This is a genomic window from Yersinia nurmii (assembly GCF_001112925.1).
In the GTDB taxonomy this organism is placed as follows: domain Bacteria; phylum Pseudomonadota; class Gammaproteobacteria; order Enterobacterales; family Enterobacteriaceae; genus Yersinia; species Yersinia nurmii.
The window spans coordinates 127,858-148,870 of record NZ_CPYD01000009.1; the positions used below are offsets into that span (position 1 = coordinate 127,858).

Consider the following 21,013-nt stretch of genomic DNA (forward strand, 5'->3'; position numbering starts at 1 on the left):
GAGAAATTATGAGTGACCGTAAATACTTTGGTACAGATGGCATTCGCGGAAAAGTAGGTGATAACCCGATTACGCCTGAGTTTGTATTGAAGCTCGGTTGGGCCGCAGGGAAAGTTCTGGCTCGTCATGGCTCGCGTAAGATCATCATTGGTAAAGATACGCGTATTTCCGGTTACATGCTGGAATCAGCGCTGGAAGCCGGTCTGGCTGCCGCTGGTTTATCCGCGTCATTCACTGGCCCAATGCCAACTCCTGCTGTGGCTTACCTAACTCGCGCTTTCCGAGCGGAAGCGGGCATCGTTATTTCCGCCTCTCATAACCCTTTCTATGACAACGGCATTAAATTCTTCGATATTGATGGTGCAAAATTGCCTGACGAAGTAGAAGAAGCCATTGAAGCGGAAATGGAAAAGCCACTGACCTGCGTTGAGTCATCAGAATTGGGTAAAGCCAGCCGTATTGTTGATGCAGCCGGTCGTTATATTGAATTTTGTAAAGGCACTTTCCCGAACGAATTAAATCTGAACGGTTTAAAAATCGTTGTGGACTGCGCCAACGGTGCAACCTATCACATCGCGCCAAGCGTATTACGTGAACTGGGTGCTACCGTGATTGCCATCGGCTGTGAGCCTGACGGTATGAACATCAATGAAGAATGTGGTGCTACCGATGTTCGTATGCTGCAAGAGCGTGTACTGGCTGAAAAAGCACATGTTGGCCTTGCCTTTGACGGCGACGGCGACCGCCTGATGATGGTTGACCATTTGGGCAATAAAGTGGATGGCGACCAGATTCTTTATATCATTGCGCGTGAAGGCCTGCGTCAGGGTCAGCTAAAAGGCGGCGCTGTGGGTACGCTGATGAGCAATATGGGTCTGGAGTTAGCGCTGAAGCAACTAGGCATTCCTTTCGCTCGTGCAAAAGTAGGCGACCGCTACGTGTTGGAAAAAATGCAGGAAAACGGCTGGCGTATCGGGGCTGAAAACTCCGGCCATGTGATTCTATTGGATAAAACCACCACAGGTGACGGTATCGTCGCAGGTTTGCAAGTACTGACTGCGATGGTGCGTAACGACATGAGCCTGCATGATCTGTGCAGTGGCATGAAGTTATTGCCTCAGATTCTGGTTAACGTTCGTTTCTCCGGTAATCACAATCCGCTAGAGTCTGACGCCGTTGTTGCCGTGACTCAGCAGGTTGAGGCTGAACTGGCGGGGCGTGGCCGTGTGCTGTTACGTAAATCGGGCACTGAGCCATTGATCCGCGTAATGGTTGAAGGCGATGAAGAGGAAGAGCTGATTAAGTCTCTGGCTCATCGTATTGCCGATGCGGTAAAAGCAGCAGGTTAATGGCTTTATTTTAAGGGGAGGAGGAAGCTCTTCCCTGCTGAATTGTCCGCAAGTTGAATAACCTGGCTGTTTTTTCTGCAAATGAGCCAGGTTAGTGAAATTGCCCTTGCGTGTATTAACCGCTTTGGTTAGTATTCACACCCGCTTAAGTGGGTGAATGAATTCCCGCTGTTATGGGTGAAAAGCATTTGGCATGCGGTGAACCCGCAAGGATACAGGTACAACTATGTACGAAGCTCTTCTGGTAATTTTCTTGCTGATTTCGATTGGGCTTGTGGCTCTGATCATGTTGCAGCAAGGTAAAGGCGCGGATATGGGAGCCTCATTCGGAGCAGGTGCATCTGCAACTCTGTTCGGTTCGAATGGTTCCGGTAACTTCATGACCCGCATGACGGCTGTCTTGGCGACTTTATTTTTCGTCATCAGTTTGATTTTGGGCAATATGAGCACCAACCAGGGCCGTCAAGGCAGCGAGTGGGAAAACCTGGGTCAGCCAGTTAAAGCTGAGCAGACTACAGCGCCGGCAGCACCCGCTAAGCCGAGCAGCGATATCCCGCAGTAAGAAATAGTAAGTTGTTGTAGCGTCGTAAGATAGTACAGAAAGAAAGTTGTAGAATGGTTGTGGCGCTTGGACAGTAAAGCAGACCATTAATATCAGTGCCGTGGTGGTGGAATTGGTAGACACGCTACCTTGAGGTGGTAGTGCCCGATTGGGCTTACGGGTTCAAGTCCCGTCCTCGGTACCAAACAGATAGATAACTTGCTTTTTTATCGTTATCGACGTAGTATTTGCCACGTTTTCGGACGCGGGGTGGAGCAGCCTGGTAGCTCGTCGGGCTCATAACCCGAAGGTCGTCGGTTCAAATCCGGCCCCCGCAACCACTTTCCTAAAGTGTTTTTTTTCAAATAGTAGTATTCGCAGTCCTCAATACTTTCGATTTCAATTTGAAAAAAATACTTGTCAGAAAGTTGTACCGAAGCCGCTTAGCGGCAAACAGGGTCCAGTTGCATAAAGCCCCGAATTTCGGGGTTTTTTGTTATTTGACAACAGAATCACTGGGCTATTAAGCCCTTTTTTTATGTCTTGGGGGTGGGCTTGTCCACATTAGAACAAAAGTTAACAGAGATTATTTCAGCACCGGTCGAAGCGTTAGGCTACGAATTAGTCGGCATCGAGTTCATCCGGGGGCGCCAATCGACGCTACGAATCTATATTGATAGTGACGACGGGATCACTGTTGATGCTTGTGCTGATGTCAGCCACCAGGTCAGCGCTGTATTGGACGTAGAAGATCCAATCACAGTCGCTTACAACTTGGAAGTTTCCTCTCCGGGCCTTGATCGCCCTATGTTCACCGCCGAACACTATACTCGTTACCTTGGTGAGACAGTCATCCTGGTTTTGCGTATGGCAATGCAAAACCGCCGGAAATGGCAGGGCATTATTAAAGCTGTTGATGGTGAAATGATCACGGTTACTGTGGATGGAAAAGATGAAGTGTTCGCGCTGAGCAACATCCAGAAAGCGAACCTGGTACCCCACTTTTAAAGTTTGGATGAGGCAACTAGGATGAACAAAGAGATTCTGGCTGTTGTAGAAGCAGTTTCCAATGAGAAATCCCTTCCGCGCGAGAAGATTTTTGAAGCGTTGGAAACCGCTCTAGCGACAGCGACCAAGAAAAAATACGAACAAGAAATTGAAGTCCGTGTCAGCATCGATCGTAAAACCGGCGATTTCGACACCTTCCGCCGTTGGGTCGCTGTTGACGAAGTGACTATGCCAACGCGTGAAATCACGCTGGAAGCCGCTCAATTTGAAGACCCAAGTATTCAGTTGGGCGATTATGTTGAAGATCAGATTGAATCCGTAACTTTCGACCGCATTACTACACAAACCGCGAAGCAGGTTATCGTACAAAAAGTACGTGAAGCCGAACGTGCGATGGTGGTCGAGCAATTCCGTCAGTATTTGGGCGAGATTGTTACGGGTACAGTGAAAAAAGTTAACCGCGATAGTATCGCGCTGGACTTGGGTAACAACGCTGAAGCGGTGATTGGCCGTGAAGATATGTTGCCACGTGAAAACTTCCGTCCGGGCGACCGCATCCGCGGTGTTCTGTACGACGTGCGTCCTGAAGCTCGCGGTGCGCAGCTGTTTGTCAGCCGCTCCCGTTCAGAAATGCTGATTGAATTGTTCCGTATTGAAGTGCCAGAAATTGGTGAAGAGTTGATCGAAATTAAAGCCGCAGCCCGTGATCCGGGTTCTCGTGCTAAGATTGCGGTCAAAACCAACGATAAACGTATCGATCCTGTGGGTGCCTGTGTAGGTATGCGCGGTGCGCGTGTTCAGGCCGTTTCCAGCGAGCTTGGCGGCGAGCGTATCGATATCGTGTTGTGGGATGATAATCCAGCTCAATTTGTTATCAATGCCATGGCTCCGGCTGATGTTGCGTCAATCGTTGTTGATGAAGACCGACACACGATGGATGTCGCTGTTGAAGCTAGCAATCTGGCTCAGGCGATTGGCCGTAACGGTCAAAACGTCCGTTTGGCTTCACAGCTTAGCGGCTGGGAACTGAACGTGATGACAGCAGATGATCTTCAGGCGAAACATCAGGCTGAAGCTCATGCGGCGATCGATACCTTCACCAAACATCTTGATATTGATGAAGATTTCGCCACTGTGTTGGTTGAAGAAGGTTTCTCTTCTCTGGAAGAGTTGGCTTATGTGCCAATCAACGAATTGTTGGAAATAGATGGCCTTGATGAAGATATGGTAGAAGCGCTGCGTGAACGCGCTAAAGCTGCATTGACCACGCTGGCCCTGGCACAAGAAGAAAGTCTTGGCGATCAAAAACCCGCAGACGACCTACTGAATTTGGAAGGTCTGGAACGTAGCATGGCATTTAAATTGGCTGCGCGCGGTGTGTGTACGCTGGAAGATCTTGCCGAGCAGGGTATCGACGATCTGGCAGATATTGAAGGGCTGAGCGATGAGCAAGCCGGCGAGCTGATTATGGCCGCACGTAATATCTGTTGGTTTGGCGATAACGCGTAATAAACTGTAGCAGGAAGGAACAGCATGACAGATGTAACCGTTAAGTCGCTGGCAGCAGAGATTCAGACCCCGGTTGATCGCCTGGTACAGCAGTTTGCTGATGCAGGGATTAAGAAGTCTGAAGTAGACTCCGTTACCCAGCAAGAAAAAGAAACATTGCTGGCGCACCTGAACCGTGAACACGGCAGCGCGCCAAATAAACTCACGTTGCAACGCAAAACGCGTAGCACCTTGAATATTCCGAGCACCGGCGGAAAAAGTAAATCGGTGCAAATCGAGGTCCGCAAGAAACGCACTTATGTAAATACGCCGGAAGCTGAACAAGCGAAAGCGGAAGAGCAGGCACAGCGTGAAGCGGAAGAGCAGGCACAACGTGAAGCAGCAGCGGCAGCGCAGAAAATCGCTGAAGAAAATGCTAAACGTGCGGCCGAAGAACAAGCCAAACGTGAGGCCGCTGAAAAAGCTAAACGCCAAGCAGCGGAAAAAGAAAAAGTGACGAATCAACAAACCGACGAAAAAACCAAGCCAGCTCAGACCGATAAAGCACGCCGTGAAGCTGAAGCTGCCGAGCTGAAACGCTCTGTAGAAGAAGAAACACGCCGTAAGGTCGAAGAAGACGCGAAACGCGTTGCTGAAGAGGCCCGTAAAATGGCGGCTGAAAACGAAGGTAAATGGCCAGAACCTGTGGCTGAGCAGACCGAGTCTGCTGACTACCATGTAACGACTTCTCAACATGCTCGCGCCGCAGAAGATGAAAACGACGCGAAAGTTGAAGGCGATCGCCGTAGCCGCACCCGTGGTGGCAAAGCGACCAAACAGAAAAAAGGCAATAAACTCTCCGAGTCTAAAGCCGATCGCGAAGAAGCGCGTGCCGTTGGCCGTAAAGGTAAACGTAAGCCAAGCACTTTGCAGCAGAGCTTCAACAAGCCAGTGGTTGCGGTAAACCGTGACGTAGTGATTGGCGAAACGGTTACCGTTGCCGAACTGGCTAACAAAATGGCTGTTAAAGGCTCTCAGGTCATCAAAGCGATGATGAAACTGGGTGCAATGGCAACCATCAACCAGGTTATCGATCAGGAAACAGCTCAGCTGGTTGCTGAAGAGATGGGCCACAAAGTTATCCTGCGTCGTGAAAACGAGCTGGAAGAAGCGCTGATGAGCGACCGTGATACAGGTACTGGTGTTGCAGCTGAGCCACGTGCTCCTGTTGTCACCATCATGGGCCACGTTGACCACGGTAAAACCTCTCTGCTGGACTACATCCGCTCCACTAAAGTGGCGTCGGGCGAAGCAGGCGGCATTACTCAGCACATCGGTGCTTATCACGTTGAAACTGACAACGGCATGATCACCTTCCTGGATACCCCAGGACACGCCGCGTTTACTTCAATGCGTGCTCGTGGTGCTCAGGCGACGGATATCGTTGTTCTGGTTGTTGCGGCAGACGACGGCGTGATGCCACAGACTATCGAAGCTATCCAGCATGCGAAAGCGGCGAACGTGCCAGTTGTGGTTGCAGTGAACAAAATGGATAAGCCAGAAGCCGATCCAGACCGCGTTAAAACCGAACTGTCTCAGTACGGCATCCAGCCGGAAGAGTGGGGCGGCGAGTCTCAGTTCATCAACGTGTCTGCTAAAGCGGGTACAGGTATTGACGAACTGTTGAACGCAATCCTGCTGCAAGCTGAAGTTCTGGAACTGAAAGCGGTTCGTAGCGGCATGGCAAGCGGTGTGGTTATCGAATCCTTCCTGGATAAAGGCCGTGGCCCAGTTGCTACCGTGCTGGTTCAAGAAGGTACTCTGAACAAGGGCGATATCGTACTGTGTGGCTTCGAGTATGGCCGTGTGCGTGCGATGCGTGACGAATTAGGTCGCGACATCACCTCTGCGGGTCCGTCTATTCCGGTTGAAATTTTGGGTCTGTCCAGCGTTCCTGCTGCTGGTGACGAAGTTACCGTTGTTCGTGATGAGAAGAAAGCGCGTGAAGTTGCACTGTATCGTCAGGGTAAATTCCGCGAAGTTAAACTGGCTCGTCAGCAGAAATCTAAGCTGGAAAACATGTTTGCGAACATGACCGAAGGCGAAGTTTCTGAACTGAACATCGTAATCAAGTCTGACGTACAGGGTTCTTGTGAAGCTATCTGTGATTCACTGGAAAAACTGTCTACCGACGAAGTGAAAGTGCGCATTGTTGGTTCAGGCGTTGGTGGTATCACCGAAACTGATGCAACTCTGGCCGCTGCTTCTGGCGCAATCATTCTTGGCTTTAACGTCCGTGCTGATGCTTCAGCCCGTCGCGTAGTTGAGACTGAAGGCTTGGATCTGCGTTACTACTCTGTTATCTATAGCCTGATTGACGAAGTTAAGCAGGCAATGAGCGGTATGTTGGCACCAGAGTACAAACAGCAAATCATTGGTCTGGCTGAAGTTCGTGATGTATTTAAATCACCGAAATTTGGCGCCATTGCTGGTTGTATGGTTACCGAAGGTGTGATTAAGCGTAACAACCCAATCCGCGTTCTGCGTGACAACGTGGTTATCTACGAAGGCGAGCTGGAATCTCTGCGCCGCTTCAAAGATGACGTCAACGAAGTCCGTAACGGTATGGAATGTGGTATCGGCGTTAAGAACTACAACGATGTGCGTACTGGCGATATGATCGAAGTATTCGAAATCATTGAAATCAAACGTACCATCGCTTAACGACCTCTGATCTGCTTATATCCATTTGGGGGGCCTTGGCCCCCCTACTTGTCTGGAGAATCCTAATGGCAAAAGAATTTAGCCGCTCTCAGCGCGTTTCTCAGGAAATGCAAAAAGAGATCGCAATCATTCTACAGCGTGAAATCAAAGATCCTCGTGTTGGTATGGCGACGGTATCGGGTATCGAACTTTCTCGCGATCTGGCCTACGCCAAGGTTTTTGTCACTTTCCTGAATGTATTAACCGACAATGCCGATCCTGATACAGTCAAAAACGGTATCAAGGCACTGCAAGACGCTTCCGGTTATATCCGTACTTTGCTGGGCAAAGCCATGCGTTTGCGCATCGTGCCTGAGCTGACATTTGCCTATGACAACTCCCTGATTGAAGGGATGCGTATGTCTAACCTGGTCACAAACGTCATCAAAAATGACGTTGAGCGTCAGACCTCTACAGGCACTGACGAGGAGAAGTAATGGGTCGACCACGTCGTCGTGGCCGTGACATTAACGGCGTTCTGTTATTGGACAAACCGTTAGGCCTCTCATCAAATGACGTTTTGCAGAAAGTGAAGCGTCTTTTCAGTGCTAACCGTGCAGGTCATACCGGTGCATTGGACCCATTAGCTACCGGTATGCTGCCTATCTGTCTAGGCGAAGCGACCAAGTTTTCTCAATTCCTGCTGGATTCTGATAAACGCTACCGCGTGATTGCCCGTCTGGGCCAACGTACCGATACCTCTGATGCAGAGGGTGCGTTGATTAGCGAGCGTGACGTCAATTTCACTCAGGAACAGTTGGACGCCGCGTTGGAAAGTTTCCGCGGTGACACCCAGCAAGTGCCTTCCATGTATTCTGCGCTGAAACATCAGGGCAAACCACTGTACGAGTATGCTCGTCAGGGAATCGAAGTGGAGCGCGAAGCCCGTGATATCACGGTCTATGAGCTGCAATTCATTCGTTGGGAAGGTCATGAGCTAGAGCTGGAAATTCATTGCTCAAAAGGTACCTACATTCGCACCATCATTGATGATTTGGGCGAAATGTTAGGCTGCGGTGCCCATGTCAGCTATCTGCGTCGTTTGCAGGTTGCAACTTATCCGAGCGATCGGATGGTGACGCTGGAGCAACTAAGCGCCATGGTTGAAACGGCTCAGGCCGAAGAGCGTTCACCTAACCCGGAACTGGATAAACTGTTGCTACCAATGGATAGCGCAGTGTTGAATTTCCCGGAAGTGAATTTGCTGCCAATCGTTGCTGCTTATGTGAAACAGGGTCAGCCGGTTCAGGTGGCGGGGGCGCCAACTGAAGGCATGGTCCGCATGACTGAAGGCGAAGCGCGCAATTTCATCGGCATCGGTATTATTGCTGATGATGGCAGAGTCGCACCGAAACGTTTGGTTGTGGAACACGTGGAGTAGGCTCAACCGGCCTATCTTGCGATCCCACACATCAAAGAGTAGAATAGTGCGGCTTACATATTGGGTTGCTGAATTAGAGATCGGCGCCTGTCTAATTTAATCTATTATTTGGAGTTGTATTATGTCTCTAAGTGTTGAAGCGAAAGCTAAAATTGTTGCTGACTTCGGTCGTGGTGCTAACGATACCGGTTCTAGCGAAGTTCAGGTTGCTCTGTTGACTGCACAAATTAACCATTTGCAAAGTCACTTCTCTGAGCACAAAAAAGATCACCACAGCCGTCGTGGTCTGCTGCGTATGGTATCCACGCGTCGTAAGCTGCTGGACTACCTGAAGCGTGAAGATGTAGCGCGTTATGCTTCCCTGATCGAGCGTCTGGGTCTGCGTCGCTAAGTCTGCGAGTTTCAAGTAGAAAGGGGCCTAATTTGGCCCCTTTCTTCTAAGAACCGATGACAGAAAACGTTAACGTATTGTTATTGTTTCTAAAATAGGATCTTCCGTTACAGCATTTCGCGCGGCTAATGAGAGACTTTAGCTCAATGGTGAGTTAAGGGTTGTCATTAGTCGCGAGGATGTAGTGTGAAGATCGGTAAGTAACAGGTGGATCAGGTCGTCAATACGATCGAGCGCCGATCAAGCTAAAGGATATTATTTTGCTGACTCCGATTATTCGTAAGTTCCAGTACGGTCAACATACCGTGACTATTGAAACCGGTATGATGGCTCGCCAGGCAACTGCTGCCGTTATGGTAAGCATGGACGACACCGCAGTATTCGTTACTGTTGTTGGCCAGAAAAAAGCTAAGCCAGGTCAAAGCTTCTTCCCACTGACCGTTAACTACCAAGAGCGTACTTACGCTGCTGGTCGTATCCCAGGCAGTTTCTTCCGTCGTGAAGGCCGTCCAAGCGAAGGTGAAACCCTGACCTCTCGCCTGATTGACCGTCCGATTCGCCCTCTGTTCCCAGAAGGCTTCCTGAATGAAGTTCAGGTTATCGCGACCGTTGTTTCCGTTAACCCACAGGTTAACCCAGACATCGTTGCTCTGATCGGTGCATCTGCGGCTCTTAGCCTGTCAGGTATTCCGTTCAACGGCCCAATCGGTGCTGCACGCGTTGGTTTTATCAATGACCAATACGTTCTGAACCCAACGACCGATGAGTTGAAAGAAAGCCGTCTGGATCTGGTTGTTGCGGGTACTGCTGCCGCAGTATTGATGGTTGAATCCGAAGCAGACATCCTGAGCGAAGATCAAATGTTAGGTGCAGTGGTATTCGGTCACGAACAACAACAAGTTGTGATTGAAAACATCAACGCACTGGTTGCTGAAGCGGGCAAACCTAAGTGGGATTGGCAGCCAGAAGCGGTTAACGAAGCGCTGTATGCGCGCGTTGCCGAATTGGCTAGCGCACGTCTGGGCGATGCATACCGTATTACCGAGAAACAAGAGCGTTACACTCAGGTTGATGCAATCAAAGCTGAAGTTACCGAATCTCTGTTGGCCGAAGACGAGACTTTGGATGCTTCTGAAATTCAGGACATCTTGGGCAGCGTAGAGAAAGACGTTGTTCGTAGCCGTGTGCTGCGTGGCGAGCCGCGTATCGATGGCCGCGAAAAAGACATGATCCGTGGTCTAGACGTTCGTACTGGCGTATTGCCACGTACTCACGGTTCAGCACTGTTCACCCGTGGTGAAACTCAGGCGCTGGTAACCGCGACTCTGGGCACCGCACGTGATGCACAAAATATTGATGAACTGATGGGTGAGCGTACTGACTCATTCCTGCTACACTATAACTTCCCTCCTTACTCTGTTGGTGAAACAGGTATGGTTGGTTCACCTAAGCGTCGTGAGATTGGCCATGGCCGTCTGGCGAAACGTGGTGTGTTGGCCGTTATGCCAAGCCCGAGCGAATTCCCTTATACCATTCGTGTGGTTTCTGAAATCACCGAATCTAACGGTTCTTCCTCAATGGCTTCTGTTTGTGGTGCTTCTCTGGCCCTGATGGACGCTGGCGTGCCAATTAAAGCCGCCGTTGCGGGTATCGCAATGGGTCTGGTTAAAGATGACGAAAACTTTGTGGTTCTGTCCGATATCTTGGGTGACGAAGATCACTTGGGCGATATGGACTTCAAAGTAGCGGGTAGCCGTGAAGGTATCACCGCGCTGCAAATGGATATTAAAATCGAAGGTATTACCCGCGAAATCATGCAGGAAGCACTGAGCCAGGCCAAGGGTGCGCGTCTGCACATCCTGGGCGTAATGGAACAGGCTATCAGCACGCCACGTGGTGATATCTCCGAGTTCGCTCCACGTATCTACACCATGAAGATCAACTCTGACAAAATCAAAGATGTGATCGGTAAAGGTGGTTCAGTGATTCGTGCGCTGACTGAAGAAACAGGTACTACCATTGAAATCGAAGATGATGGCACCATCAAGATTGCAGCAACTGACGGCGAAAAAGCGAAACACGCTATTCGTCGCATCGAAGAAATTACTGCTGAAATCGAAGTGGGTCGCATCTACGCTGGTAAAGTAACTCGTATCGTTGATTTCGGTGCGTTCGTTGCTATCGGTGGCGGTAAAGAAGGTCTGGTTCATATTTCTCAAATCGCTGACAAGCGCGTAGAGAAAGTGACTGATTACCTGCAAATGGGCCAAGAAGTGCCAGTTAAGGTAATGGAAGTTGACCGTCAGGGTCGTATTCGCCTGAGCATCAAAGAAGCGACTACTCCTGATGCAGAAGCTCCAGCACCTGAAGCAGCAGAGTAATTAAGTCCGTTTTCAACTCCTTGCCAAGAGGCGGGGAGTTGTTCTTATCTCGAGGGCAGGACGCTCTTGTGTTAAACAAGCGGATGAAAGGACGTTTATCCAATGTTTGTCTTCGGGAGTAGGAAATGAAGCCTTTCTTGCGCTGGTGTTACGTTGCGACAGCACTCATGCTGGCAGGATGCAGCAACAATGATTGGCGTAAGGATGAGGTTTTGGCTATCCCGTTGCAGCCTACGCTGCAGCAGGAAGTGATTCTAGCTCGCATGGAACAGATCCTTGCAAGCCGGGCACTTACGGATGATGAGCGCGCGCAGCTTTTATATGAGCGCGGAGTGCTGTATGATAGCCTCGGGCTACGGGCACTAGCGCGAAATGATTTTTCGCAAGCGTTAGCTATTCGTCCTGATATGCCAGAAGTTTTTAACTATCTGGGCATTTATTTAACGCAGGCAGGCAATTTTGATGCTGCCTATGAAGCGTTTGATTCTGTACTAGAGCTTGATCCAACTTACAATTACGCGCGTTTAAATCGGGGCATCGCACTTTATTATGGCGGTCGCTTTCCGTTAGCGCAGGATGATCTGCAGGCGTTTTATCAAGACGATCCAAATGATCCCTTCCGTTCGTTATGGCTGTACCTGGTGGAAAAAGAAATTGATCCCAAGGCTGCCGAAGTAGCGTTGAAGCAACGCTATGAAAAGTCGAACAGAGGGCAATGGGGATGGAATATTGTCGAATTCTACTTGGGGAATATCAGCGAAAAAACGCTGATGGAACGCCTCAAGGCGGATGCAACGGATAACACTTCGCTCGCTGAGCATCTCAGTGAAACTGACTTCTATTTAGGTAAACATTACCTAAGTCTGGGGGACAAGAACACCGCTTCGGCGCTGTTCAAACTGACGGTAGCTAACAACGTTCATAACTTTGTTGAGCACCGCTATGCATTGTTGGAATTGGCGCTTTTGGGCCAAGAACAAGACGACCTATCGGAATCGGACCAGCAATAGCTGACGGACAACTATTAGCCTGATATACCTTGGTTTAAACCAATGTTTATCACCTTAACGGGTGATGGCCTTTTTGTTCGTTTTATAATCTAATTTGAGCCGGTTCACACTTTTCAATGAAAATGACTGAAAATTTTCTCGACGAGTTATGTAGACTGGCTGCCATTATTAATGAGGCACGTGTACATGACTACTGAGCTTGAAACCTCTTTTGCTGATTTGGGGCTGTCCGCTCCTATTCTTTCTGCCCTTACTGATCTGGGCTACGAAAAACCATCTCCAATTCAATTGGAATGTATTCCACACCTGCTGAACGGCCGTGATGTTCTCGGCATGGCGCAGACCGGTAGTGGTAAAACAGCTGCTTTCGGGCTTCCGCTGTTACACAACATTGACCCAACGCTGAAAGCACCACAGGTGCTGGTTCTGGCTCCAACTCGTGAGCTGGCTGTTCAGGTTGCGGAAGCATTATCTAGCTTCTCTAAACATATGAGTGGCGTTAACGTGGTGGCCCTGTACGGCGGCCAGCGTTATGACGTTCAATTACGCGCTTTGCGCCAAGGGCCACAAGTCGTTGTTGGCACCCCAGGTCGTCTGTTAGACCACCTGAAACGCGGTACCCTGAACCTGTCCAACCTGAGCGGTTTAGTGTTGGATGAAGCAGATGAAATGCTGCGTATGGGCTTTATCGAAGACGTAGAGACCATCATGGCGCAGATCCCGGCTGAACATCAGACCGCGCTGTTCTCTGCAACTATGCCAGAAGCTATTCGTCGTATTACCCGTCGCTTCATGAAGGAGCCACAGGAAGTACGCATTCAGTCTAGCAATACTACTCGTCCTGACATCAGCCAGAGCTACTGGAAAGTCGGCGGCGGTTACCGTAAAAACGAAGCGCTGGTACGTTTCCTGGAATCTGAAGATTTCGACGCGGCAATCATCTTCGTGCGAACCAAAAACGCAACGTTGGAAGTGGCTGAAACTCTGGAGCGTAGTGGCTACAGCAGTGCAGCACTGAACGGCGATATGAACCAGTCCCTGCGTGAGCAGACTCTGGAACGTCTGCGCGATGGTCGTTTGGATATCCTGATTGCAACTGACGTGGCTGCTCGTGGCCTGGACGTTGAGCGTATCAGCCTAGTTGTAAACTATGACATTCCTATGGATTCAGAGTCTTACGTTCACCGTATCGGCCGTACCGGCCGTGCAGGTCGTGCTGGCCGTGCGTTGCTGTTCGTTGAGAACCGTGAGCGTCGTCTGTTGCAGAACATCGAACGTACGATGAAGCTGACCATTCCAGAAGTTATGCTGCCAAACGCAGAATTACTGGGCGAACGTCGTCTGGCTAAATTCGCGGCTAAAGTTAGCCAGCAACTGGAAAGTAGCGATCTGGACGTATACCGTGGTCTGTTGACTAAACTGCAACCAGAAGATGAGTTCGATATCGAAACTCTGGCCGCTGCGCTGCTGAAAATGGCACAGGGCGAACGTCCTCTGATTCTGCCACCAGAGCCAGTACGTCGTCCGCAGCGTGAGTTCAGCCCGCGTGAAGACCGTGGCAACGATCGTGGCGATCGTCGTGACCGTCGTCCGGAAAGTCGTGACGGTGGCGAGCGTCCTGCGCGTCGCGAACGTCGTGACGTTGGCGAGATGGAACTGTACCGCATTGAAGTGGGCCGTGATGATGGTGTTGAAGTTCGTCATATCGTTGGCGCTATTGCTAACGAAGGCGACATCAGCAGCCGTTATATCGGTAATATTAAGCTGTTTGCTTCCCACTCAACCATCGAGCTGCCAAAAGGCATGCCGGGCGATATGCTGTCTCATTTCACCCGCACGCGTATCCTGAACAAGCCGCTGAACATGCAGCTATTGGGTGATGCACAGCCACACGAACGTCGTGAGCGTGCTCCAGGTGCTGGCGCAGAGCGTCGTGGCGGTGGTCGTTCATTCGGCGGCGAACGTCGTGAAGGCGGCAACGGTGCTCCACGTCGTTCATTCGGCGGTGAGCGTCGCGAAGGCGGCAATGGCGGCGAACGTCGTGGCAACCGTGACGCTCAACGTCCCGCTGCCGCACCACGTCGTGATGATGCAGCCGCTCCGGCAGCACCAGCCCGTCGTCGTTTCGGTGACGCATAAGTCATAATCATCTGAATGATGAAAACAAAAACCAGCCTTAGGGCTGGTTTTTTTATGTCTGTAATTAAAGGATTAGTTTAAATCTGCGTTGGATTAAGCATATCTTGCTGTAAGCCAGCGACAATTTCGAAGGAACGCAGACGAGCCTGATGATCAAAAATCTGTCCGTTGACCATGATTTCATCTGCCTGGGTCTCACGTAGCAAAGACTGCAGCCCGTGGCGGACTTTACTTTCATCGCCAATTATCGATAACCGCAGCGCCTGATCCACGCCAAACTGTTCCGCTGGTGAACAGATGCTGGACATATCCTGCACCGGAGGAGGAAGTTGCCCCGGTGTGCCACGCCGTAGATTAACAAACTGCTGCTGCATAGACGTAAACAGGAAGCGGGCATCCTGTACGCTATCTGCAGCGACGACGTTAACGCAAACAATGGCGTAAGGCTGCGGCCATTCGGCAGAAGGTTTGAAGTTCTCCCGATAGAGTTTCAGCGCCTGAAGCAGCATGTCTGGTGCAAAGTGAGAGGCAAAAGCGAAAGGCAGGCCCATAGCGGCGGCCAGCTGAGCGCTGTACAGACTAGAACCGAGTAACCATAGCGGAACATGCAAGCCTTGTCCCGGAACGGCCTGCACCGCTTGATCGGGCTGTGCTTCGGCAAAATAACGCTGTAATTCGCGCACGTCTGCAGGGAAATCATCTTCACCGGACAAATGGCGGCGAAGTGCCATCATAGTGCGCTGATCGCTTCCCGGTGCCCGACCCAAACCCAAATCTATTCGATTTGGATACAGCGAGGCCAGCGTACCAAACTGTTCGGCAATCACTAACGGAGAGTGGTTTGGCAGCATCACGCCGCCGGAGCCAATGCGGATTTTTTTGGTTCCAGAGGCAATATAGCCAATCAATACCGAAGTCGCTGCGCTGGCAATGCCAGTCATATTGTGGTGTTCAGCCAGCCAGTAGCGCTGATATCCCCAGTCTTCTGCGTGTTGAGCCAGATCCAATGACGCATGGAAAGCATCGCGAGGGGTTTTTCCCTCGGCTATCGGGGAAAGATCCAAAACGGAAAGGGGGGTAATGCGTTTATCAGTCATAGAATCGTCCATCTTACCTTATGTCGGTTCGCTTGAAGGGCGAGCGCATGAATTAACCTGCTACTGTGAAAACTCTGGCAAATAGCGGGTGATTTATTACCAGAGCCGGAGAATTATCTTTAAGAGCATAAACGAAATTGCTTTCCCCTAAGGGGAAATAAATGCTTCCCCTGATTGGGGCCTTCGTCTCATTTTTATCCGAATTGTGTTCGATTAAAGTGCTATCGAGTATTTTATTTCGGCTTTGGCTGTCTCGTTGGAATAAGGTATTTAAGTTAGTAGTTTTTAATCCTGAAATGTTACGTTAACAATCATATATAAAATATTTTATGCTGTTTCAATGGTTTCTGACCGGTTTTATTGTGACGATGACGACAGAATGTCAATTAACCACCAAGTTACTGTGGTTAATGATTTTTGATAGGCATCACAGATATTGCCGTGTTCATCTTCGGTTTTATCTGCACCTCAATGAGTTATTTCAGTCTATCTTCTTAATAATCAATTGATTAGAATGCTACGTCGTTAATGACAGCATAAAGTGGCAGGGACAGTGCTCAGAGGGAGATAGATCTTCAGAATAACCCTCTTGAGGTAGAATTATTTTCTATTGAGGCCAGCGGAAGACATGGATGTTAAAACAATATTCTCTGTACGCAAGCGTAATATAGCCAAAAAATAAAAACACCTGCCTGTCTGATAACGCCAATTTTCAGGGCGATGATCGGATAACTGACTCTGTACATTTTAATAACGATAAAACCTACTAACCAGAGATTAAAGGCGAGAGCTATTATGGAAACGGCAAGTTCTAATAAGAGCATTATTTTAATTGATTCTCCGGCGGCGCAGCGTGCAAATATGTCCGAAAGCCAATGGCGTGAAGCAATTAAATTTGATAGTACAGATTTTGGCTGGGTCATTATGAGTATCGGGATGGCTATCGGTGCCGGAATTGTTTTTTTACCGGTGCAAGTAGGGTTGATGGGGCTTTGGGTATTTTTGTTATCATCAATTATTGGTTATCCTGCGATGTATTTATTTCAGCGTTTATTTATTAATACGCTGGCTGAATCTCCAGAGTGTAAAGACTATCCCAGTGTGATTAGTGGATATTTAGGAAAAAACTGGGGAATAATATTAGGCGCACTGTATTTTATTATGTTGGTGATCTGGATGTTTGTTTATTCCACCGCCATCACGAATGATAGTGCCTCTTATCTGCAAACTTTTGGCGTGACGGAAGGATTGTTATCCGATAATCCGTTCTATGGTTTAGTGCTGATTTGTGTCCTGGTCGCTATTTCTTCCCGAGGGGAAAAACTGCTGTTTAAGTTATCCAGCTTTATGGTGATAACAAAACTGTTAGTGGTTGCGGCACTGGGCGTCTCTATGGTTGGTATGTGGCATCTGTACAACGTAGGCCTACTGCCTCCGGTGGGTTTGCTGATCAAAAATGCCATTATTACTCTGCCCTTCACTCTGACTTCCATCCTGTTTATCCAGACTCTAAGCCCAATGGTCATTTCTTATCGCGCAAAAGAAAAGTCGCTGGAAGTTGCACGGCACAAAGCGCTCAGAGCCATGAATATCGCATTCGGAATTCTATTCTGTACCGTATTTTTCTATGCGGTTTCATTTACCTTAGCAATGGGGCATGACGAAGCGGTAAAAGCTTACGAGCAAAATATTTCTGCTTTGGCAATTGCAGCTAAATTTTTCCCCGGCGGCTGGGCAACGGTAGTTAGCGTTATTTTAAATATATTTGCCGTAATGACCGCATTCTTTGGCGTGTATTTAGGATTCCGTGAAGCAACTCAGGGTATAGTGATGAATATATTACGTCGCATAATGCCTGCGGAGAAAATAAATCAGAAATGGGTGCAAAATGGAATTATGGTCTTTGCCGTATTATTGGCATGGGGCGCCATTATTTTAAATGCGCCAGTGTTAAGTTTTACCTCTATTTGTAGTCCGATATTTGGCCTGGTTGGTTGTTTGATTCCGGCCTATCTGGTTTATAAAGTTCCGGCACTGCATAAATATAAGGGTGTGTCTTTGATGATTATTATCATCACCGGCATTTTACTGTGTATTTCACCTTTCTTGGCGTTTTCATAAGTTAACGGCATCTGATATTACCTGCTGTAAAGGTTGAAGGTATTCATTATGAGTCATTGTAGTCATTCAGAGTTATGGGATGAATTCATCCGCGCAGTAAGACAGGAAGTTCAACCCGCTATCGGCTGCACCGAACCTGTTTCGTTGGCATTGGCTGCGGCTATCGCCGCATCTCATTTGTCAGGGCCCATCGAACGTATCGAAGCTCGTGTTTCCCCCAATCTGATGAAGAACGGGATGGGCGTTACTGTGCCGGGTACTGGGATGGTCGGGCTGACTATAGCTGCCGCCGTGGGGGCGCTGGCTGGCGATGCTCAGGCGGGTTTGGAAGTGCTGAAGCACATTAGCGCAGAGAAACTGGCAGCTGCGAAAGCGATGCTGTCTCAGGGAACCGTTCAGGTCACGATGCAGGAAAGTCAACATATCCTGTTTTCCGAAGCTACGTTATATAGCGGTGACGAATGGGTGACTGCCACTATTGCCGGTGGGCATACGAGGTTAGTTAAAATCGTAAGAAATAGTGAGGTACTGTTTGCATCCGGTGATTCTGGTCATGAAATTCATGATGGAAATGAACCTACATCGGTTTATTGCTTGAAGCAGGCCAATACTCGTTCAGTGTATCAGTTTGCCACAGAGGTTCCATTTGAGCGTATCGCCTTTATTCTACAGGCGGCGCGGCTAAATGGTGCGCTGTCTGATGAGGGGCTGAGCGGCAATTATGGGCTGCATATTGGTGCAACGCTGGCTCGCCAGCGGCAGCGTGGATTACTGGCGCAGGACTTATTGTCAAATATTATGATTCGCACCGCTGCCGCTTCAGATGCGCGCATGGGCGGGGCAACATTGCCAGCTATGAGTAACTCAGGATCGGGAAATCAGGGGATTGCGGCAACCATGCCGGTCGTGGTGGTGGCGGAGCATCTGGGCGCCAGTGAGGAGCAGCTGGCGCGGGCATTGATGTTATCTCATCTGATGGCGATTTATATCCATAGCCAGCTCCCTTCATTGTCGGCTTTGTGTGCCGCGACCACCGCTTCTATGGGTGCAGCGGCGGGAATGGCATGGCTCATTGAACCGGGTTATGACGCTGTAGCTATGGCGATTAGCAGCATGATCGGCGATATTAGCGGCATTATCTGCGATGGTGCCGCCAATAGCTGCGCAATGAAGGTGTCAACCAGCGTAACGGCAGCTTATAAAGCGGTGCTTATGGCGTTGGATAACAGCGGCGTAACCGGCAACGAAGGCATAGTCGCGGGGGATGTCGATAGGTCCATTTCCAATCTGTGTGCTCTGGCTTGTGGTGCGATGAGGCAAACCGATAGCCAGATTATCGATATTATGGCTCATAAGGCATGTGTCTGAAACCACGATAAATCAGGCAAAAAAAATGGGAGAGGCAGAAAGACCTCTCCCTGTTTATTTCTCACGTATCGAACCTTAGGAGACCAGTTCCAAACCGGCAACCCGACGCCAATAACCATTGCAGTCGGCTTTATCCGTCAGAGTCAGCGGAGCCAGACCTTTTTCATTGGCGCGGAATTCATCGATCAGGGTGAGTGCTTCGGTACTGTGTGGCGATAACCGCACGATATCCACCAACCCTTGCATAGAAATCAGGTCATTACCTAGGTTATAACAGTAGCCACTTTGCGTCTGAATGCCATTGAGAACAAATACTTGCTGGTTTTCTTGTGAGAGCATACTGCGCCCCTGAGGGTACTTGATGCAGCAGGTCTCGCACTCGTCCTTGGCTCGATCCTCGGAGCGAGCGGTAAAGCAGCGAGCCGAATAAGCTAATGGCAGATAGCCGTAAGCCAGCACTTCCACTTCGAATTTATTACGGAATCCCAGCTCATCACATTGAATCAGCATGTTTTCCAACCAGTCTCGCGAAAGCTCTACCGGCATACACCAACGCATCATGCCCTGACGATGTAAAATACGCAGGGTATAGGCGTTATAGCAGTTGAGAGCATGGCCTGCGACGAAGGGCAGCCCTCGTTCAGCGGCCATATTCACCGTACCAAAGTCATTGGCTTCCAACAGAAATTCGCCGTTTTCTACATAACGTTTGAGTTCAGTCAGTTCTGAAGGAGCCTGAAGCAACGCAAGGGTAGAAATAGCTACCTGTTTTCCGCTGGAAGCTACTTGTTTCGCCAGTTCCAGCCAGTCGCCTACTTTCATTTCACGTCGTTTGGTACAAACGTTTTCACCGAGATAAATAATATCGGCACTGCTTTCACAAGCTTTCTGATAGAAAGCCTCAATATCGGTTTTTGGCCAATAATAAAGCACTGCGCCTAATGAATATTTCATACTTTTTCCACCCTACTGCCACTTGCGATGATAAGCGCCCAGCGTTGTTTGAGTGCCTTCTGACATCGAACCTAGTTGCTCCATCCATTCGGCTTTTGCTGCGAATTTTGCCGGTTCTTTCTGATAGAGGTCGATGGCCTGACGCCAGACTTTGGCGACCTGACTGACGTAAGCTGGGCTACGTTGGCGGCCTTCAATTTTGACCGAAGCGATATTGGCCGCGAAAAGTTCCGGCAACAGCTCCAGCGTATTGAGACTGGTGGGTTCTTCCAGTGCATGGTAACGCTGCCCCTCAACCAAATAGCGACCTTTGCACAACGTGGGATAACCGGCATTTTCATCGTCCTGATAGCGGTCGATCAGCACTTCGTTCAGGCGGGATTCCATACCCTGCGGCGTCTGTTGCCAGCGTACATAGCGGGCAGGAGAGCAGGCGCCGACGGTATTGGGTGATTCACCGGTAAGATAGGAGGAAAGGTAACAGCGGCCTTCCGCCATAATGCACAGGCTGCCGAAAGCAAAAACCTCCAGCGGCACCGGGCTGGTACGGGAAAGCTGTTTTACCTGATGCATCGACAGCACTCGCGGTAAAACTACCCTTGCTACATCAAAGTTGCGTTGGTAAAAACGGATGGCCTCGTCGTTTGTAGCCGAAGCCTGAACCGAAACATGGCGTTCCACCTCGGGATAGCGCTCGGCGGCATATTCTAGCATCGCCAAATCCGCCAATATCAGCGCATCTGCACCCAGCTGAGCCGCCATATCGACGGCGCGTTGCCAGCGGGAAAAACCGTCCGGATGGGCAAAAGTGTTAATGGCAATATGCAGCTTACGTTTCCGACTGTGAACGTAATTCACCGCCTCTTGCAGCTTTTTATCGGTAAAATTCAGTCCGGCAAAATGGCGGGCGTTAGTATCATCTTTCAAACCGATGTACACAGCATCTGCGCCGTTATCCACCGCAGCTTTTAGCGCGGGCAAATTACCGGCAGGACAAAGCAGCTCCATAGAAATTTCCTGAA

General features: G+C 49.6%; 17 protein-coding genes and 2 tRNA genes. 16 read left to right on the forward strand and 3 right to left on the reverse strand.

Features of this window, described 5'->3' with window-relative positions; genetic code table 11:
- The first annotated feature begins 8 nt into the window (after positions 1–8).
- From glmM to AD970_RS12475, 14 genes are all read left to right on the forward strand, one after another.
- Entirely contained in the window at positions 9–1,349 is a 1,341-nt protein-coding gene (gene glmM, locus AD970_RS12415) for a phosphoglucosamine mutase (protein WP_049599418.1), read from the forward strand.
- Positions 1,350–1,575: 226 nt separating this feature from the next.
- Positions 1,576–1,911 (forward strand): preprotein translocase subunit SecG, encoded by a 336-nt coding sequence (gene secG / locus AD970_RS12420; protein WP_049599421.1) that lies wholly within the window; start codon positions 1,576–1,578, stop codon positions 1,909–1,911.
- A 97-nt stretch (positions 1,912–2,008) separates the two neighbouring features.
- A tRNA-Leu gene (locus AD970_RS12425) sits at positions 2,009–2,095 on the forward strand.
- Positions 2,096–2,154: 59 nt separating this feature from the next.
- Positions 2,155–2,231, forward strand: a tRNA-Met gene (locus tag AD970_RS12430).
- 214 nt (positions 2,232–2,445) lie between these two features.
- A complete protein-coding gene (gene rimP, locus AD970_RS12435) occupies positions 2,446–2,898 on the forward strand; it encodes a ribosome maturation factor RimP (protein ID WP_049599424.1) in 453 nt (150 codons plus the stop codon).
- Between the two features lie 21 nt (positions 2,899–2,919).
- Positions 2,920–4,407, forward strand: a complete 1,488-nt coding sequence (nusA, locus tag AD970_RS12440) for a transcription termination factor NusA (RefSeq protein WP_049599427.1) — start codon at positions 2,920–2,922, stop codon at positions 4,405–4,407.
- 24 nt (positions 4,408–4,431) lie between these two features.
- A complete protein-coding gene (infB, locus tag AD970_RS12445; protein ID WP_049599429.1) occupies positions 4,432–7,110 on the forward strand; it encodes a translation initiation factor IF-2 in 2,679 nt (892 codons plus the stop codon).
- 65 nt (positions 7,111–7,175) lie between these two features.
- Positions 7,176–7,586 carry a 30S ribosome-binding factor RbfA gene (gene rbfA, locus AD970_RS12450; RefSeq protein ID WP_049599431.1) on the forward strand — a complete coding sequence of 137 codons (411 nt, stop codon included), beginning with the start codon at positions 7,176–7,178 and terminating at the stop codon, positions 7,584–7,586.
- The gene (truB, locus tag AD970_RS12455) at positions 7,586–8,530 is read left to right on the forward strand and encodes a tRNA pseudouridine(55) synthase TruB (protein WP_049599435.1); all 945 of its coding nucleotides are present in this window, start codon (positions 7,586–7,588) and stop codon (positions 8,528–8,530) included. Before rbfA ends, truB begins: the two co-directional genes overlap by 1 nt.
- 121 nt (positions 8,531–8,651) lie before the next feature.
- Entirely contained in the window at positions 8,652–8,921 is a 270-nt protein-coding gene (gene rpsO, locus AD970_RS12460; RefSeq protein WP_049599438.1) for a 30S ribosomal protein S15, read from the forward strand.
- 260 nt (positions 8,922–9,181) lie between these two features.
- On the forward strand, positions 9,182–11,302 hold the full coding sequence (gene pnp / locus AD970_RS12465; RefSeq protein ID WP_049599440.1) for a polyribonucleotide nucleotidyltransferase: 2,121 nt from the start codon (positions 9,182–9,184) through the stop codon (positions 11,300–11,302).
- 125 nt (positions 11,303–11,427) lie between these two features.
- Complete coding sequence (gene nlpI / locus AD970_RS12470; RefSeq protein ID WP_049599443.1) at positions 11,428–12,312, forward strand: lipoprotein NlpI; 885 nt, start codon at positions 11,428–11,430, stop codon at positions 12,310–12,312.
- Between the two features lie 122 nt (positions 12,313–12,434).
- Positions 12,435–12,509 (forward strand): protein YrbN, encoded by a 75-nt coding sequence (gene yrbN / locus AD970_RS20565; protein WP_223499600.1) that lies wholly within the window; start codon positions 12,435–12,437, stop codon positions 12,507–12,509.
- Positions 12,499–14,451, forward strand: a complete 1,953-nt coding sequence (locus AD970_RS12475) for a DEAD/DEAH family ATP-dependent RNA helicase (RefSeq protein ID WP_049599446.1) — start codon at positions 12,499–12,501, stop codon at positions 14,449–14,451. The genes yrbN and AD970_RS12475 overlap by 11 nt, the downstream gene beginning before the upstream one ends.
- A gap of 77 nt (positions 14,452–14,528) precedes the next feature.
- On the opposite strand, the gene AD970_RS12480 is transcribed toward AD970_RS12475, so the two are convergent.
- Positions 14,529–15,560 carry a luciferase-like monooxygenase gene (locus tag AD970_RS12480; RefSeq protein ID WP_408068306.1) on the reverse strand — a complete coding sequence of 344 codons (1,032 nt, stop codon included), beginning with the start codon at positions 15,558–15,560 and terminating at the stop codon, positions 14,529–14,531.
- Between the two features lie 783 nt (positions 15,561–16,343).
- Between AD970_RS12480 and AD970_RS12485 the strand changes: the two genes are divergently transcribed.
- Together AD970_RS12485 and AD970_RS12490 are read left to right on the forward strand one after the other, a co-directional pair.
- Positions 16,344–17,669 (forward strand): SLC5/6 family protein, encoded by a 1,326-nt coding sequence (locus AD970_RS12485; protein ID WP_049599453.1) that lies wholly within the window; start codon positions 16,344–16,346, stop codon positions 17,667–17,669.
- A gap of 48 nt (positions 17,670–17,717) precedes the next feature.
- Positions 17,718–19,037 carry an L-cysteine desulfidase family protein gene (locus AD970_RS12490; RefSeq protein ID WP_049599455.1) on the forward strand — a complete coding sequence of 440 codons (1,320 nt, stop codon included), beginning with the start codon at positions 17,718–17,720 and terminating at the stop codon, positions 19,035–19,037.
- A 75-nt stretch (positions 19,038–19,112) separates the two neighbouring features.
- On the opposite strand, the gene AD970_RS12495 is transcribed toward AD970_RS12490, so the two are convergent.
- Positions 19,113–19,991 (reverse strand): U32 family peptidase, encoded by an 879-nt coding sequence (locus AD970_RS12495; protein ID WP_049599458.1) that lies wholly within the window; start codon positions 19,989–19,991, stop codon positions 19,113–19,115.
- A gap of 12 nt (positions 19,992–20,003) precedes the next feature.
- On the reverse strand, positions 20,004–20,999 hold the full coding sequence (ubiU, locus tag AD970_RS12500; RefSeq protein ID WP_049599461.1) for a ubiquinone anaerobic biosynthesis protein UbiU: 996 nt from the start codon (positions 20,997–20,999) through the stop codon (positions 20,004–20,006).
- Positions 21,000–21,013: the final 14 nt, after the last annotated feature.

Bases quoted from the DNA above. Each gene is read 5' to 3' on its own strand.
- AD970_RS12475 (WP_049599446.1), top strand. From the start codon at position 12,499: ATGACTACTGAGCTTGAAACCTCTTTTGCTGATTTGGGGCTGTCCGCT.
- ubiU (WP_049599461.1), bottom strand. From the start codon at position 20,999: ATGGAGCTGCTTTGTCCTGCCGGTAATTTGCCCGCGCTAAAAGCTGCG.
- rpsO (WP_049599438.1), top strand. From the start codon at position 8,652: ATGTCTCTAAGTGTTGAAGCGAAAGCTAAAATTGTTGCTGACTTCGGT.
- truB (WP_049599435.1), top strand. From the start codon at position 7,586: ATGGGTCGACCACGTCGTCGTGGCCGTGACATTAACGGCGTTCTGTTA.
- AD970_RS12490 (WP_049599455.1), top strand. From the start codon at position 17,718: ATGAGTCATTGTAGTCATTCAGAGTTATGGGATGAATTCATCCGCGCA.
- secG (WP_049599421.1), top strand. From the start codon at position 1,576: ATGTACGAAGCTCTTCTGGTAATTTTCTTGCTGATTTCGATTGGGCTT.
- AD970_RS12495 (WP_049599458.1), bottom strand. From the start codon at position 19,991: ATGAAATATTCATTAGGCGCAGTGCTTTATTATTGGCCAAAAACCGAT.
- nusA (WP_049599427.1), top strand. From the start codon at position 2,920: ATGAACAAAGAGATTCTGGCTGTTGTAGAAGCAGTTTCCAATGAGAAA.
- AD970_RS12480 (WP_408068306.1), bottom strand. From the start codon at position 15,560: ATGGACGATTCTATGACTGATAAACGCATTACCCCCCTTTCCGTTTTG.
- glmM (WP_049599418.1), top strand. From the start codon at position 9: ATGAGTGACCGTAAATACTTTGGTACAGATGGCATTCGCGGAAAAGTA.
- infB (WP_049599429.1), top strand. From the start codon at position 4,432: ATGACAGATGTAACCGTTAAGTCGCTGGCAGCAGAGATTCAGACCCCG.
- AD970_RS12485 (WP_049599453.1), top strand. From the start codon at position 16,344: ATGGAAACGGCAAGTTCTAATAAGAGCATTATTTTAATTGATTCTCCG.
- nlpI (WP_049599443.1), top strand. From the start codon at position 11,428: ATGAAGCCTTTCTTGCGCTGGTGTTACGTTGCGACAGCACTCATGCTG.
- rbfA (WP_049599431.1), top strand. From the start codon at position 7,176: ATGGCAAAAGAATTTAGCCGCTCTCAGCGCGTTTCTCAGGAAATGCAA.